This window comes from Paenibacillus sp. H1-7, assembly GCF_022354825.1.
In the GTDB taxonomy this organism is placed as follows: domain Bacteria; phylum Bacillota; class Bacilli; order Paenibacillales; family NBRC-103111; genus Paenibacillus_S.
The window spans coordinates 5,462,880-5,478,710 of the sequence record NZ_CP031168.1 but is presented as its reverse complement, the minus strand read 5'-3'; the positions used below and the strand labels follow the sequence as shown (position 1 = coordinate 5,478,710).

Here is a 15,831-nt window from a genome sequence, read left to right as displayed (position 1 = left end):
ATATTATGAGTCTGTCACTTTTCAAAAATTAATAAATTGTAAAGCCTATGAAATATTCCACAAAAAAAGCTTGCAATGTGATAGTGAAATGTGATATATTGAAATTCCGGTCGTTAATGAGAATTCAAAAACGATCGAAAAAAGAAACGATTGTCCTTTGAAAACTGAACAACGAGTGAGTGTTAAATAGAGAATGCAAATTCTCGCTAGCATTGAATTTTGAGCTTAAGACAAGCTCTGGTAATAACCTCATGGTTTCGTGGGGTCCCCGAAAAGTAATAGGAATTTGCTTCGGCAGGTTCACTTCACTTTTTGGGGGAATTTATTGGAGAGTTTGATCCTGGCTCAGGACGAACGCTGGCGGCGTGCCTAATACATGCAAGTCGAGCGGTCCCTTCGGGGATAGCGGCGGACGGGTGAGTAACACGTAGGCAACCTGGCTGCAAGACCGGGATAACTATCGGAAACGATAGCTAAGACCGGATAGCTGGTTTCCTCGCATGAGGGAATCATGAAACACGGGGCAACCTGTGGCTTGCAGATGGGCCTGCGGCGCATTAGCTAGTTGGTAGGGTAACGGCCTACCAAGGCGACGATGCGTAGCCGACCTGAGAGGGTGATCGGCCACACTGGGACTGAGACACGGCCCAGACTCCTACGGGAGGCAGCAGTAGGGAATCTTCCGCAATGGACGCAAGTCTGACGGAGCAACGCCGCGTGAGTGATGAAGGTTTTCGGATCGTAAAGCTCTGTTGCCAGGGAAGAACGCCATGGGGAGTAACTGCCCTGTGGGTGACGGTACCTGAGAAGAAAGCCCCGGCTAACTACGTGCCAGCAGCCGCGGTAATACGTAGGGGGCAAGCGTTGTCCGGAATTATTGGGCGTAAAGCGCGCGCAGGCGGTCATTTAAGTTTGGTGTTTAAGCCCGGGGCTCAACCCCGGATCGCACTGAAAACTGGATGACTTGAGTGCGGGAGAGGAAAGTGGAATTCCACGTGTAGCGGTGAAATGCGTAGAGATGTGGAGGAACACCAGTGGCGAAGGCGACTTTCTGGACCGTAACTGACGCTGAGGCGCGAAAGCGTGGGGAGCAAACAGGATTAGATACCCTGGTAGTCCACGCCGTAAACGATGAGTGCTAGGTGTTAGGGGTTTCGATACCCTTGGTGCCGAAGTAAACACAGTAAGCACTCCGCCTGGGGAGTACGCTCGCAAGAGTGAAACTCAAAGGAATTGACGGGGACCCGCACAAGCAGTGGAGTATGTGGTTTAATTCGAAGCAACGCGAAGAACCTTACCAGGTCTTGACATCTGGGTGAAACGTCTAGAGATAGACGCCCTCTTCGGAGCACCCAAGACAGGTGGTGCATGGTTGTCGTCAGCTCGTGTCGTGAGATGTTGGGTTAAGTCCCGCAACGAGCGCAACCCTTGACTTTAGTTGCCAGCATTCAGTTGGGCACTCTAGAGTAACTGCCGGTGACAAACCGGAGGAAGGCGGGGATGACGTCAAATCATCATGCCCCTTATGACCTGGGCTACACACGTACTACAATGGCCGGTACAACGGGAAGCGAAGCCGCGAGGTGGAGCCAATCTTTAGAAGCCGGTCTCAGTTCGGATTGCAGGCTGCAACTCGCCTGCATGAAGTCGGAATTGCTAGTAATCGCGGATCAGCATGCCGCGGTGAATACGTTCCCGGGTCTTGTACACACCGCCCGTCACACCACGAGAGTTTACAACACCCGAAGTCGGTGGGGTAACCGCAAGGGGCCAGCCGCCGAAGGTGGGGTAGATGATTGGGGTGAAGTCGTAACAAGGTAGCCGTATCGGAAGGTGCGGCTGGATCACCTCCTTTCTATGGAGTCCATGATGACTGTAGGTCATCGGACATAAGCAACTTCGGTTGCACAAACTAACACTCACTTCGTTGTTCAGTTTTGAGAGGACAACAAACTCTCAAACCATGTTGGAAGATTTTGATGCTTGCATCGAGGTTAACCGCATGATAAGATATTCTTCCTGTCATTGAGACAGGTTGAATGAACCAAGCTTGTTCCTTGAAAACTAGATAACGAAATGAATTGCGTAGAGCAAACAAAGTGTATTAGCAAGGTTAAGCTAATAAGAGCACACGGAGGATGCCTAGGCACTAGGAGCCGAAGAAGGACGTGGCGAACGACGATATCGCCTCGGGGAGCCGTAAGCAGGCATTGATCCGGGGATGTCCGAATGGGGGAACCCAGCTGAGGTAATTCTCAGTTACTCACATCTGAATACATAGGGTGTGTAGAGGCATACGAGGGGAACTGAAACATCTAAGTACCCTCAGGAGAAGAAAACAAAAGTGATTCCGTCAGTAGCGGCGAGCGAAAGCGGAACAGCCCAAACCAGAGGGCTTGCCCTCTGGGGTTGTGGGACGTCAATGTGCGAAAAGTTGGTTAGGCGAAGCAGTCTGGAAAGGCTCACCATAGGGGGTAACAGTCCTGTAGCTAAAAACCAACGTATCGCTAGACGGATCCCGAGTACCGCGAGACACGTGAAACCTCGTGGGAAGCAGGCAGGACCATCTGCCAAGGCTAAATACTCCCTAGTGACCGATAGTGAAGCAGTACCGTGAGGGAAAGGTGAAAAGAACCGCGGGAGCGGAGTGAAATAGAACCTGAAACCGTGTGCTTACAAGAAGTCAGAGCCCGTTCATGGGTGATGGCGTGCCTTTTGTAGAATGAACCGGCGAGTTACGTTCCCGTGCAAGGTTAAGGTGAGAAGCCGAAGCCGCAGCGAAAGCGAGTCTGAATAGGGCGACGAAGTACGTGGGCGTAGACCCGAAACCGTGTGATCTACCCCTGTCCAGGGTGAAGGTGCGGTAACACGCACTGGAGGCCCGAACCCACGAATGTTGAAAAATTCGGGGATGAGGTGGGGGTAGCGGAGAAATTCCAATCGAACTCGGAGATAGCTGGTTCTCCCCGAAATAGCTTTAGGGCTAGCCTCGGGAGATGAGTAGTGGAGGTAAAGCACTGATTGGGTGCGGGGCCCGCCAAGGGTTACCAAGTCCAGTCAAACTCTGAATGCCACATACTTTATCCCGGGAGTCAGACAGTGAGTGCTAAGATCCATTGTCAAGAGGGAAACAGCCCAGACCATCAGCTAAGGTCCCCAAGTGTGTGTTAAGTGGGAAAGGATGTGGAGTTGCGCAGACAACCAGGATGTTGGCTTAGAAGCAGCCACCATTGAAAGAGTGCGTAATAGCTCACTGGTCGAGTGACTCTGCGCCGAAAATGTAACGGGGCTAAACACGCCACCGAAGCTATGGATTGCAGATGATAAATCTGTTCTGGTAGGGGAGCGTTGTATGTAGGTTGAAGGTGTACCGTAAGGAGCGCTGGACAGCATACAAGTGAGAATGCCGGTATGAGTAACGAAAAGACAAGTGAGAATCTTGTCCGCCGAAAGCCTAAGGGTTCCTGAGGAAGGCTCGTCCGCTCAGGGTAAGTCGGGACCTAAGGCGAGGCCGAAAGGCGTAGTCGAAGGACAACAGGTTGATATTCCTGTACCACCGTGAACCGTTATGAGCAATGGGGTGACGCAGAAGGATAGTGACGCGGGCTGATGGATGCCCGTCCAAGCAGAGAGGCTGATGTGTAGGCAAATCCGCACATCGTAAGGCTGGTCTGTGATGGGGAGTGAAAATTACAGTAGCGAAGGTCATGAGTTCAGGCTGCCAAGAAAAGCCTCTAGCCAGGGAGAAGGTGCCCGTACCGCAAACCGACACAGGTAGGCGAGCAGAGCATGCTAAGGCGCGCGGAAGAACTCTCGTTAAGGAACTCGGCAAAATGACCCCGTAACTTCGGGAGAAGGGGTGCCTCGGTAGGGTGAATAGCCCGAGGGGGCCGCAGTGAAAAGGCCCAAGCGACTGTTTAGCAAAAACACAGGTCTGTGCGAAGCCGCAAGGCGAAGTATACGGGCTGACGCCTGCCCGGTGCTGGAAGGTTAAGGGGAGTGGTTAGGGGCAACCCGAAGCTATGAACCGAAGCCCCAGTAAACGGCGGCCGTAACTATAACGGTCCTAAGGTAGCGAAATTCCTTGTCAGGTAAATTCTGACCCGCACGAATGGCGTAACGACTTGGGCGCTGTCTCAACGAGAGATCCGGTGAAATTTTAATACCTGTGAAGATGCAGGTTACCCGCGACAAGACGGAAAGACCCCATGGAGCTTTACTGCAGCTTGATATTGGACTTTGGTACGATCTGTACAGGATAGGTGGGAGCCTAAGAAGCATGAGCGCCAGCTTGTGTGGAGGCGACGTTGGGATACCACCCTGATCGTATCGGAGTTCTAACCCGCGGCCGTGATCCGGTCGGGGAACAGTGTCAGGTGGGCAGTTTGACTGGGGCGGTCGCCTCCTAAAAAGTAACGGAGGCGCCCCAAGGTTCCCTCAGAATGGTTGGAAATCATTCGAAGAGTGCAAAGGCATAAGGGAGCTTGACTGCGAGACAAACAGGTCGAGCAGGGACGAAAGTCGGGCTTAGTGATCCGGTGGTACCGAATGGAAGGGCCATCGCTCAACGGATAAAAGCTACCCTGGGGATAACAGGCTTATCTCCCCCAAGAGTCCACATCGACGGGGAGGTTTGGCACCTCGATGTCGGCTCATCGCATCCTGGGGCTGAAGTAGGTCCCAAGGGTTGGGCTGTTCGCCCATTAAAGCGGTACGCGAGCTGGGTTCAGAACGTCGTGAGACAGTTCGGTCCCTATCTGTCGTGGGCGTAGGAAATTTGAGAGGAGCTGTCCTTAGTACGAGAGGACCGGGATGGACGTACCGCTGGTGTACCAGTTGTTCCGCCAGGAGCACGGCTGGATAGCTACGTACGGACGGGATAAGCGCTGAAAGCATCTAAGCGTGAAGCCCCCCTCAAGATGAGATTTCCCAGTATGTAAGACCCCTTGAAGACGACGAGGTAGATAGGTTCGGGGTGGAAGCACGGCAACGTGTGGAGCTGACGAATACTAATCGGTCGAGGGCTTAACCTAAATCCCAAGAAAGTGACGTGAAGCGCTGTAGCGTAATCCGAAACCTTTCTCGGGGCCCGGAAACAAACCGGTTAAACAAATAATTGTTCGCAATACGCATCGTTTCGTATCTAGTTTTCAGGGTGCAAGTTACCTTGAGTATCATTGTGCGGTTGTGGTGGAATGGCAGACACGCTATCTTGAGGGGGTAGTGGGCGTACGCTCGTGGAGGTTCGAGTCCTCTCAACCGCACCATATCATTCATGCAGTCGTGGCGGAATTGGCAGACGCGCACGGTTCAGGTCCGTGTGGGCTAACCCCCCGTGGAGGTTCGAGTCCTCTCGACTGCATACCTTGTGCCCTTAGCTCAGCCGGATAGAGCGTTTGACTACGAATCAAAAGGTCGGGAGTTCGAATCTCTCAGGGCACGTACCTTTCAAGAAAAAACCTACAATCCCTGGATTGTAGGTTTTTTCTTTCATGTATCAGCTTGGCCGCAGCAGCGGAAAGAAATGTTTTTCTGTCCGCCACACTGCTGCCCAGAACGAATGAACTTATTCAGACTCCTCGTCATTCAACGCAGAAGAGGTCGCTGCAGCATCACCTGCATTGCTTTGCAGCAAAGAGGACAATTGCTCCACTTGCTCCTGCTGCTCAGAATTGTCAGCATTGGAGCGCGCTGCATTCAGACCATGCTGTACCGCGTTATTTTGATTCTCTGCCATCCGGATCACCTCCTGTTGGTTACTCTAAATAACAGTATTCCTCTTTGTCTTTAAGAACATTCCTATTTTTTTCCGAAACCAAAGTCCCTCTTACTGGAAATTATTGTGAACGGACTAGTCGTTGTCCTCATAGCCTTCATTGGGGATCGTAACGACCTCGTTGTCCAGCATCACCTTTCCGTCGCTCGTTCCGGCCGCATACACATCCTGCAGCTGCTCCTTGGTCACATCTTGTCCGCTCGTTGAGGATAAAGAGGACTGGCGGGAAGAAGATTCGATTGCCATCGGGAATTCTCCTTTCTTTTCCTGAATCGGTTGGCTTGTCCGTTTACTATTTCTAATTCATCGCAGCGTTATACGCGACCCATAGAACAGAAAAAAAAGCTGCAGGGGGCATCCGCCGGAGTGCTCCTTGCAGCCGCTGTTATTTAGTGGAATTATTTCATTTAGCGCATATAGACGGTAATTTACTGAGGGCAAAGGTTCGACCGGTCATGTTTTAACCTAATTACATATTAGCACCGGATAACTCCGGCCAGAAGGCCATACTGCCAAAAATGGCAACAAATAATACAAGGAATACGACATAAAGAACAATAAAAATCAACGCGAGCAGTAATGAGGCTCTTGCATAGTTTCTTTTATTGGGATTTGTTCCGTCACCGAAAGCCCATACGAAAAGCATCACAATATTGACTATCGGAATGGCGCAAAGGATAAACGTTAGCATCCAATGCTTTACACTGACGACAGGGGCTTGCGATAAAGTCGCAGCCGCATGTTGTCCTAGCGGGGGTTGATACGTGTTGTTGGTTGGCGTATCCATACTTACTGTCCCTCCTTAGAAATCAAATCATAAAGAAAAAAACTTGGACGCCGCTGCCTTCATTCTCTAGTAAAAAGTTACAGAAGAAGAAGGAAAAGATCTTTTTTTGAAGAACATGTATGTAGTATTCTTGAAAAATAATCGGATAATGAGGTACGTTGCCATGAATGAACCGCAACACGAACGTGGGGGTTATACCGGGGATCGACATAACTCATCATTGGAAGCGTCCCTGGTTGTAAATGACACGTTATTCCGCAATGCTTTTGATTATGCCGCTATCGGAATGGCATTGATTGATCTGAACGGAAGATGGCTAAAAGTCAACCGGGCCCTCTGCGGCATTATCGGGTACTCGGAGGAAGAGCTGCTCTCAACCGATTATCAAAGCTTGACTCATCCGGATGATCTCGACATGAATCTGCAAAACACCAATCGGCTGCTGCTCGGTGAATGGGACAGCTATCAAATGGAGAAGCGCTTTTACCATAAAGCAGGCAATGTGATATGGATTTTGCTTCATGTGTCCCTTGTACGGTGCCCAAACGGGAATCCGATGTATACGATAGCACAAATTCAGGATATTAGCCTGCGCAAGCAATTAGAACAAAAATACCTTTCTTTGATCGAGTACAATCCTGCAGGCATTTGTTCGTTGGATCTCGAAGGGAAAATCGACAGTATTAATCCCTCCATGGAAAAAATCATCGGATACGATTCCGGCGAGCTGCTCCACACCTCCTTCAAATCGTTAATTGCAGGAGATAAAGATCATCTGTTGATTAATCAGAACGGGATGGAGAACGACCAGTACAACCACGAAATAACGTTAATCCACCGGATGGGAAACCAAGTACATCTTGGCGCCAAAGATGTGCCGATCATTGTGGACGGCAGAATTGTCGGCTTCTATATCATCGCACGTGACATTACCGAGCATAAGAAAACAAAGGAATCGCTCCTGAGACTCCAGCAGGACTTGCAGGATGTCGTGAAGAAGCAGCAGGGGATGACCTTCAAATTCAGAAAAATGAACGGCCGGTATATACATACGTTATGCGATGGGGAGCTGGTATATCGCTTGGGACTTAGTCCGGAGCAAATTGTGGGGAGGGAATTAAAACAATTTATGCCGCTGTCAATAGCCTTAGACAAGGAGTTGTATTATGAAAGGGCTTGGAGCGGTGAGGAGCATGTCCTGTACGAAGGCCAAATGAACGGAATCACATATATCGCTTCCTTGAGACCTATTAAGCGCGGCGACCAGGTTGTCGAGGTCATAGCCTCCTGTATCGATATTACAGAGCGCAAGCAGACCGAGGAAGATTTGCGAGCGACGAAGGAGATGCTGGAATCGTTTATTTCCAACACGTCGGATGCGATTGAAGTCATCGACCTAGACTCGAACGTGCTTCAGGTGAACGATGCATTTGAGAAAATCTACGGATGGAAACAAGATGAGGTGGAGGGAAAGCGGCTGCCTATTATTCCGGACGACTATGATGCCGAAATGCAGCAGCTATCCGATCAGGTGCTGGAAGGCAAGGAAATAACCGACTATGAGACTGTTCGAATGCATAAGGACGGAAGTCAGCTCTTTGTGAGCCTAACGATTTCTCCGATCAAAAATGCGGCCGGGGAAACGATTGCTTTGGCGGGGATTTCCAGGGATATTACCGAGCGCAAGAAAACGGAGGAGCTGCTGCGCAAATCGGACCGGCTTTCGGTTGTCGGGCAGCTGGCCGCGGGATTGGCGCATGAGATTCGGAATCCGCTGACTTCTTTAAAAGGATTTTTGCAGCTGATGCACGAGAAGGGCCCGAACTATCAGCATTACTATGATATTATGTGCTCCGAGCTGAACAGGATAAATTTTATTGTTAGTGAATTTCTTATTATAGCCAAGCCGCAAGCGGTTCATTACGATATGTATTCCTTGAATCAAATTGTTCATACGGTCATTCAATTAATCGAACCGGAAGCAACAATGAATAATGTGCAAATTATGGTCAGCTTGTCGGATGATCCGATCATGCTTTACTGCTCTGAAGTGCAAATGAAGCAGTTGTTTATTAATTTGTTGAAAAATTGCATCGAGGCCATGCCTAATGGCGGCCAGGTGGAAGTAGCCGTTTATCTTCAAATGGATAAAATCAAAGTCCGTATTAACGATAATGGTTCAGGAATTCCGCAGGACCGGCTTGCTTTTCTGGGCGAACCCTTTTATACGACGAAGGAGAAGGGAACAGGCTTAGGCCTGATGATGTGTTTCAAAATTATTGAGGCGCACCAAGGAACGATCGACATTCAAAGTCAAATCGATGAAGGGACCACGGTCGATATTACGCTTCCTCTTCATTCCGGCAGTGATTTCGGTCAGGAAACGTCCTAACCTTCTGCCCACTCGCTTTAACTAATAGGATATTCATGGTAAGCTATACAAGGTGCTCTGCATAAACAAACAATGGAGATAGGAGTGTGCCCTATGAAACAGATTACATTAGGTAAAAGCGATCTAAAAGTGACTCCCATTACTTTCGGCTGTTGGGAGCTAGGCGGCGGTCCGTGGGAGTTTACAAGCGACGATAACAATATCAAGACCATTCAGGCGGCCTTCGATATGGGGATTACGACGTTCGATACGGCTGAAGGCTATGGCAACGGCCATTCCGAAGAAATCGTTGGCGCTGCTCTGGAAGGAAAACGGAATCAATGCATCATTTCGACCAAAGTCAGCAGGGCTAATCTCGCTGCAAAAGATGTGAGAACTTCCGCTGAGAACAGCTTGCGTAGATTGAAAACCGATTATATCGATATTTATTATATTCATTGGCCTTCGTTTGAAATCCCTGTGGGAGAGACGTTAGCAGAATTCAATAAGCTGAAAGAAGAAGGGCTGATCCGATCGATCGGCGTATCGAATTTCTCGCTGGAGCAGCTCAAAGAAGCGTTGAGTTTCGCACAAATCGATGTCATTCAGCCGGAGTACAGCTTGCTGCACCGCGGGATTGAAGCGGAAATCGTTCCATTTTGTCTGGAACATCAGATTTCGATCATGAGCTACAGCTCGATTGCCAAAGGAATATTAACCGGTGCCTTCCATTTGGGCGGAAAAAAGCTGGATGAAAACGATTTCAGAAGCACGCGCAGACTGTTTCTGCCCGACCATCTAGAAAAAGAAAAAGAGCTCATCATGTTGTTGAAGCAAATCGCCGATCAGCATGGAAAAGCGATATCGCAAATCGCCATCAGCTGGCTGCTGCATCAGGAAGCTTTGACCACGGCCATTGTCGGTTCCCAGAGCATTAAGCATATGCAGGAAAACATCGAAGCTGCCGATATCGTCTTGAGCCAGGATGAGCTGGACGCTCTGAATGCTGTGAGCCGTAAAGTTATCGCCAGTATCGACGCATAAGGGATGAGCTCTTTCTATCATGTATCCTTCAACTTGCAACCACTCTGTTTTACTAGCAAAAAAACTGTGGTATCCTAAAACAACAAAAGCCCTACCTCTCTCTTGTCCTTGCGGCTCCGATGACCGCGCCAGTGTGAATCAGTAAACCTACAACAAATTCATTAGGGTTATTGGGAATTTGAAAGTTTTTATAGGCGGAAAAACAACGAAAAACGGATGGGGAATTACGTTTCGAGGTTGCTTCGGAATGATACATTCTTTACATCATAACATCTCCATCAAGATAATGCAAGAAAATCTTTTTTTTAACACTGCATTATTGACGAAAGCGGTTTCTTCCGATAAGATACTTGTAGTGAATCACTTGGCGTGTTACCGATGATGCGGGCATGAGCCGGGAGAAGATTTCTGTTTGTTTAGAAATCTTTTCTTGGCTTTTTTTGTTATTTTTTGAGTATAGTATCCATATGGACAAAGTTAGGCGGTGATTCATCGGTGAAATCAGAGAATAACCATCGCATTGAAAGAGTGATCGGGAACAATGTGATTCTGGTCAAGGAGATGGGGACCGAGAGGGAGTATGTTTTGCTAGGGAAAGGGATCGGATTCGGCTGCAAAACGTCCGGGTTCATCGATGCCAAAGACCCTCGTATCGAAAAGCGGTTTCGGTTGGATGACCGTGACCAGCTGAGTCAATACCAATCGCTTCTGGAGGAGATTGACCCAGAGGTAATCCAAATATCCGAACAAATAATTGATAATATTCAGAAGCATTTTACGACGCCTGTTAACAATAAAGTGTACTTCGCGCTGCCAAGCCATATCCAGTTTGCAATCCACCGGTTAAAGAACGGGATGGATATCGTCAATCCGTTTCTATATGAGACGAAAGTATTTTTCCCCAAGGAATATGAAATTGCCAAAATAGCGGCGGAGCTGATCCGCGCCAAATTTCAAATCGACGTTCCGGAGGATGAAGTCGGATTTTTGACGTATCATGTCCATTCTGCTGTAACGAACGTTCCGGTAGGACAATTGGTCAAGTTTTCCAACGTCATTAACGAAATGGTCGAGATGATAGAGGCTGTCCGATCGATTCATATTCCGAAAGAGAGTATGGACTATGTGAGACTCGTCACGCACCTGAGATTTTCCTTGGAGCGCATCATGCAGAAGAAGCTCGTAAAAAATCCTTATGTAAAAGAAATGAAGAAAAAGCACAAGGAAGAGTACCAGTTGGCTCTTCAATTGACCGAAATTATGAAGCATCATTTGCAGACGGATATTCCGGACGACGAGACGGGCTTTCTGGTTATGCACTTATACCGGTTGTTTCAGGTTTATTCATCATGACGCGCTGAAGTCAGCAAGGAGGATCCCTATGCATTCACGACATGACCGTTCCAACACATCGAACCGGCAGCTGTTGTCCGTTCAATCTCCGCTATCGGGACGCTCGCTGCCTCTCGAGGAAGTTCCGGACAAAGCTTTTGCCAGAAAGCATATGGGAGAGGGTATGGCGATAGAACCTAGTGAAGGCAAGCTGGTAGCGCCTTTTGACGGGGTAGTGGTATACTTGATTGGATCCAAGCATGCCCTGATTATCCAGCATGAGACAGGGCTGCAGCTGTTAATTCATGTCGGTATCAATACGGTAGCGTTAAAAGGAGAAGGCTTCGCCGCTCATATTGGCGCAGGGGACAAGGTGAGGCTAGGCCAAACACTGATTACCTTCGATATTGCTCATATCCGGGATTCCGGTTACTCGGCCGTGACGCCCGTTGTCGTTGTCAATGATGATTTCGGCGGGCGGGTGGACGGTTCCTACAGAGAGGTTAAGGCAGGAGAATCCCAATTGATGACGATAGCCTTATAAAAGATCGGGTACCAGCCATACTGAAGGTATGAAACGGGTATTCCATTGAAGAAGGAGTTGGCGCCATTGCTCGCTTCGTTACAAAAAATAGGGAAGGCGCTGATGCTGCCGGTGGCGACTTTGCCTGCGGCGGCTTTGCTGCGCCGATTCGGTGCTATAGACTATGTGAACGACTTTCATTTGGGTGACCATGTCGGGGGATTTCTCAACCAATATGTCGCTCCTTTCCTGCTGGCAGGAGGTTCGGCTATCCTAGACTACCTCCCATTATTGTTCGCGGTTGGCATTACGATCGGATTGATCGGGGAGGCGACGGCATCGCTCTCGGCTGTAATTGCCTATCAAGTGTTAATAACCGTGCTGTCGAAGATGCCGGTTGCATTTCCGGAATTTATCGGTTCCGACGAGAAGCTGGACACAGGGGTTATAGGCGGAATTATTGCGGGCTTACTTGCCTCGTATTTGTACAAAAAATACCATACGATGAAGCTGCCGGAGTGGCTCGGATTTTTCGGAGGTAAACGGTTCGTTCCGATCATTACTTCATTCGCCATGGTCGTTGTCGCTATCGCTCTAGGCTTAATATGGGGCACCGTACAGCATGGACTGAATACGTTCGGGAGATGGTCTACGGAATTAGGGGCCGTCGGGGCTTTCATCTTCGGTACGGCGAACCGGCTGCTCGTTCCATTCGGGCTGCACCATGTTATCAACTCGATAGCCTGGTTTCAAATCGGCGATTATACTAATGCGTCGGGCCAGATTGTACACGGAGATTTGTACCGGTTTTTTAGCGGAGATAAAACGGCTGGCCAATTTATGACCGGATTTTTTCCTATTATGATGTTTGCCCTGCCTGCAGGGGCGCTAGCGATCATTCATTCGGCCAAGCCGGAAAAGCGAAAGATGATTACGTCTGTTTTCGTAGGAACGGCGTTAACTTCATTTTTGACCGGCATTACCGAGCCTCTTGAATTCGCTTTCATGTTCGCAGCTCCGGCGCTGTATGCTATTCATGCCATCCTGACCGGGCTATCCGGCGCTGTAACGGCTTATATGGGCATCAAGCTCGGCTTCGGATTTTCTGCAGGACTCATTGACTATTTGCTCAATTATCCACTGGCGACACGCCCGCTGCTCTTGATTCCTGTAGGCTTGGGCTTTAGTATTATTTATTATGTGCTGTTCCGCGTCTTAATCAGTAAACTCCAATTGAAAACGCCGGGAAGAGAAGACGAGCCCCAATCGGCAGCCGCTGCTTATATCTCGCCTATTCAGAGAATGCGCAACAAAGCCGAGCAGGTGCTGGCGGCGATCGGAGGCGCCGATAATGTAGGTGGCGTGGATGCTTGCATCACCAGACTCAGGCTTGTTGTCAAAGACGATAAGCTGGTGGATGACAAGGAGCTGAAGGAGCTGGGGGCATCGGGGATTATGAGGCTCGGGCACGGCGCGGTTCAAGTGATTTTTGGAACACAGTCGGATCAGTTAAAGGATGAAATCAAAAAGCTAATGCATGCAAGTGATTAAATTATCCCTAAAATTGGGTAAAATACCAAAGGTAGAAAAAGGAGGTGCCGTACTTATGAAATACAGAGTAGAGCGGGATACGATGGGGGAAATTCAAGTTCCGGCCGATAGGCTGTGGGGAGCGCAAACCCAGCGCAGCAGCGAAAACTTCAGAATCGGCTCGGAACGGATGCCGATGGAGGTCATCAGAGCCTTTGCCATATTAAAGAAATCAGCAGCCCAAGCCAATAAGGATCTGGGCAAGCTGGATCCGGATAAAGCAGCGGCTATCCAGGCGGCGGCCGATGAAATTTTGACGGGCCAATGGGACGATGAATTTCCATTGGTCGTATGGCAGACCGGAAGCGGCACGCAGTCTAATATGAATGTAAATGAAGTGATTGCGCACCGCGCCAATCAGCTTCTGGAAGGCAAAGGGATCGAGAAAAAAGTGCATCCGAACGACGACGTCAACCGTTCGCAAAGCTCTAACGACACGTTTCCTACGGCGCTTCATATCGCAGGCGTTCTCGCTGTCGAAAATCATTTGCTGCCGGCGCTTGCCAAGCTGAAAGGAACTATGCGCTCCAAAATGGAGCAGTTCGCCGACATCATCAAAATCGGCCGCACCCACCTGCAGGATGCGACTCCGTTGACATTGGGGCAGGAAATCAGCGGCTGGTGGGCTATGCTGGAAAAGACGGAGCAAATGATCACAGGCAGTGTAGATACGATGAAGGAGCTGGCGATCGGCGGCACGGCGGTTGGTACGGGCTTGAACGCCCACCCGCAATTCGGCGATAAGGTGGCCGAGGAGATCAGTAAGGAGACCGGCATAACGTTCGTCTCTGCAGCGAACAAGTTCCATGCATTGACAAGCCATGACCAGGTTGTGTTCGTACATGGGGCGTTGAAAGCATTGGCGGCCGATTTGATGAAAATCGCCAATGACGTTCGATGGCTCGCGAGCGGGCCGCGGTGCGGCATCGGGGAGCTGGTGATCCCTGAGAATGAGCCTGGCAGCTCCATTATGCCGGGCAAAGTGAATCCGACGCAGAGCGAGGCTATGACGATGGTTGCCTGCCAGGTCATGGGCAACGATGCGGTGATAGGCTTCGCGGCAAGCCAGGGCAATTTCGAGCTGAACGTATTCAAGCCGGTGCTGATCCATAACTTCCTGCAGTCATCACGGCTGCTTGCTGACGTTATGGTGTCGTTCAACGATCATTGCGCCGTAGGAATTGAGCCGAACCGGGAAGTGATTAACCGGTACCTGCAAGAGTCGTTAATGCTGGTCACCGCGTTAAATCCGCACATCGGGTATGAGAAGGCGGCTATCATCGCCAAGCTGGCTCACAAAGAGCATCTTACCTTGAAGGAAGCGGCGATTCAAAGCGGATTTTTGTCTGCGGAGCAGTTCGACCAATTCGTCCGTCCGGAGCATATGGTAAGCCCGCAAGAGTAATCAGAGCAGGAGATAAAGGCTGTGTCGTCCGATGGATATCGACGGCAGAGCCTTTTTTGTGCTATTCGGACCGCTCCGCGTGGGTCACAGTTAGAACATGGATTCTCATGCCATTCAGAGAATCTCGCCAAGATTCACGGTCTGAGTTTCAAATATTCATATGGATTCAAATAACACCATTGTCCCAAAAGGACCGAACCGTTATTCTAGTAGTGTATAATAATAGATGCCGGATGGATAGGGAAGGCAATTCATGGGGGATGAACACGATGCGCAAAATCGAAGCAGGAAGATGGAATATCTATTTGGCGGGAGACTCCACCGTTCAGACATATCAACAGGAATCCGCGCCGATGGCAGGCTGGGGACAATATATCGCCCGTTCCTTTAACGAGCAAGTCAGCTTTATCAACAAGGCGATAGGAGGCAGAAGCTCCAAATCGTTCGTTGCCGAAGGGCGATTGGCCGTCATTTTGGAAGACATCCGGGAGAATGATTATTTATGGATCCAGATGGGCCATAACGATTCGACCGTTAGCAAGCCGGAGCGGAACACGGAGCCTTTTACGGAATACAAGCATTATTTGAAACTGTATATCGATGGGGCGCGAGAGCGGAAAGCAACGCCCTTGCTTATCACGCCCGTAGCACGCCTGCATTACGAAGACGGCCGTTTCTTGAACGATTTTCCCGATTATTGCGATGCGATGAAGCAGGTGGCGGAGGAAGAGCGGGTCTTATTGCTGGATTTGATGTCCAGAAGCTTGCAGAGATGGGACGAGCTTGGCTACGATAAGACGAAGGAGCTGTTCATGATTTCGCATAATGGAACGGACTGCACGCATTTTACCGATAAAGGGGCTCAAGAAGTCGCTCTGCTGGTTGCGGAAGGAATCTGTGATCTGAACATCGATTTGTCCCGCTGCTTGTTGAAATAAAGTGGAAGCTGCGCCCCAGCTTTTCTGATACAATGATAGTAGTACATACGAAGCGTAAGGGGCTG

General features: G+C 49.5%; 10 protein-coding genes, 3 tRNA genes and 2 rRNA genes. 12 read left to right on the top strand and 3 right to left on the bottom strand.

Annotated features, from left to right (window positions below):
• Nucleotides 1-322: 322 nt before the first annotated feature.
• The 5 genes from DVH26_RS23975 to DVH26_RS23955 all read left to right on the top strand — a co-directional run bounded on the left by DVH26_RS23975 (nt 323) and on the right by DVH26_RS23955 (nt 5,442).
• Nucleotides 323-1,855: ribosomal RNA gene (locus tag DVH26_RS23975) — 16S ribosomal RNA — on the top strand.
• Nucleotides 1,856-2,111: 256 nt separating this feature from the next.
• A 23S ribosomal RNA gene (locus tag DVH26_RS23970) occupies nt 2,112-5,033 on the top strand.
• The 16S and 23S rRNA genes sit together here with 3 tRNA genes alongside, the layout of an rRNA operon.
• Before the next feature lie 148 nt (nt 5,034-5,181).
• Nucleotides 5,182-5,267, top strand: a tRNA-Leu gene (locus DVH26_RS23965).
• Between the two features lie 10 nt (nt 5,268-5,277).
• Nucleotides 5,278-5,362: transfer RNA gene (locus DVH26_RS23960), tRNA-Leu, on the top strand.
• A gap of 6 nt (nt 5,363-5,368) precedes the next feature.
• Nucleotides 5,369-5,442: transfer RNA gene (locus DVH26_RS23955), tRNA-Arg, on the top strand.
• A gap of 124 nt (nt 5,443-5,566) precedes the next feature.
• On the opposite strand, the gene DVH26_RS23950 is transcribed toward DVH26_RS23955, so the two are convergent.
• From DVH26_RS23950 to DVH26_RS23940, 3 genes are all read right to left on the bottom strand, one after another.
• A complete protein-coding gene (locus DVH26_RS23950) occupies nt 5,567-5,737 on the bottom strand; it encodes a hypothetical protein (protein ID WP_239626232.1) in 171 nt (56 codons plus the stop codon).
• A 114-nt stretch (nt 5,738-5,851) separates the two neighbouring features.
• Entirely contained in the window at nt 5,852-6,022 is a 171-nt protein-coding gene (locus tag DVH26_RS23945) for a hypothetical protein (protein ID WP_239626228.1), read from the bottom strand.
• 223 nt (nt 6,023-6,245) lie between these two features.
• Entirely contained in the window at nt 6,246-6,563 is a 318-nt protein-coding gene (locus DVH26_RS23940) for a hypothetical protein (protein WP_239626226.1), read from the bottom strand.
• 163 nt (nt 6,564-6,726) lie between these two features.
• On the opposite strand from DVH26_RS23940, the gene DVH26_RS23935 reads away from it, so the two are divergent.
• The 7 genes from DVH26_RS23935 (at nt 6,727) to DVH26_RS23905 (ending at nt 15,766) form a co-directional block, all read left to right on the top strand.
• On the top strand, nt 6,727-8,955 hold the full coding sequence (locus DVH26_RS23935) for a PAS domain S-box protein (protein ID WP_239626224.1): 2,229 nt from the start codon (nt 6,727-6,729) through the stop codon (nt 8,953-8,955).
• A 93-nt stretch (nt 8,956-9,048) separates the two neighbouring features.
• Complete coding sequence (locus DVH26_RS23930; protein ID WP_239626222.1) at nt 9,049-9,978, top strand: aldo/keto reductase; 930 nt, start codon at nt 9,049-9,051, stop codon at nt 9,976-9,978.
• 495 nt (nt 9,979-10,473) lie between these two features.
• Complete coding sequence (locus tag DVH26_RS23925) at nt 10,474-11,331, top strand: PRD domain-containing protein (protein ID WP_239626221.1); 858 nt, start codon at nt 10,474-10,476, stop codon at nt 11,329-11,331.
• Between the two features lie 28 nt (nt 11,332-11,359).
• Nucleotides 11,360-11,854 carry a PTS sugar transporter subunit IIA gene (locus DVH26_RS23920; RefSeq protein ID WP_239626219.1) on the top strand — a complete coding sequence of 165 codons (495 nt, stop codon included), beginning with the start codon at nt 11,360-11,362 and terminating at the stop codon, nt 11,852-11,854.
• A gap of 66 nt (nt 11,855-11,920) precedes the next feature.
• Nucleotides 11,921-13,384, top strand: a complete 1,464-nt coding sequence (locus DVH26_RS23915; RefSeq protein WP_239626217.1) for a PTS transporter subunit EIIC — start codon at nt 11,921-11,923, stop codon at nt 13,382-13,384.
• 55 nt (nt 13,385-13,439) lie between these two features.
• The gene (fumC, locus tag DVH26_RS23910; protein ID WP_239626215.1) at nt 13,440-14,828 is read left to right on the top strand and encodes a class II fumarate hydratase; all 1,389 of its coding nucleotides are present in this window, start codon (nt 13,440-13,442) and stop codon (nt 14,826-14,828) included.
• Between the two features lie 260 nt (nt 14,829-15,088).
• Nucleotides 15,089-15,766, top strand: a complete 678-nt coding sequence (locus DVH26_RS23905) for a rhamnogalacturonan acetylesterase (RefSeq protein ID WP_239626213.1) — start codon at nt 15,089-15,091, stop codon at nt 15,764-15,766.
• The last annotated feature ends 65 nt before the right edge of the window (nt 15,767-15,831 follow it).

Coding starts and splice junctions, on each gene's coding strand:
- DVH26_RS23950 (WP_239626232.1), bottom strand. CDS start 5,737: ATGGCAGAGAATCAAAATAACGCGGTACAGCATGGTCTGAATGCAGCG.
- DVH26_RS23945 (WP_239626228.1), bottom strand. CDS start 6,022: ATGGCAATCGAATCTTCTTCCCGCCAGTCCTCTTTATCCTCAACGAGC.
- DVH26_RS23940 (WP_239626226.1), bottom strand. CDS start 6,563: ATGGATACGCCAACCAACAACACGTATCAACCCCCGCTAGGACAACAT.
- DVH26_RS23935 (WP_239626224.1), top strand. CDS start 6,727: ATGAATGAACCGCAACACGAACGTGGGGGTTATACCGGGGATCGACAT.
- DVH26_RS23930 (WP_239626222.1), top strand. CDS start 9,049: ATGAAACAGATTACATTAGGTAAAAGCGATCTAAAAGTGACTCCCATT.
- DVH26_RS23920 (WP_239626219.1), top strand. CDS start 11,360: ATGCATTCACGACATGACCGTTCCAACACATCGAACCGGCAGCTGTTG.
- fumC (WP_239626215.1), top strand. CDS start 13,440: ATGAAATACAGAGTAGAGCGGGATACGATGGGGGAAATTCAAGTTCCG.
- DVH26_RS23905 (WP_239626213.1), top strand. CDS start 15,089: ATGAACACGATGCGCAAAATCGAAGCAGGAAGATGGAATATCTATTTG.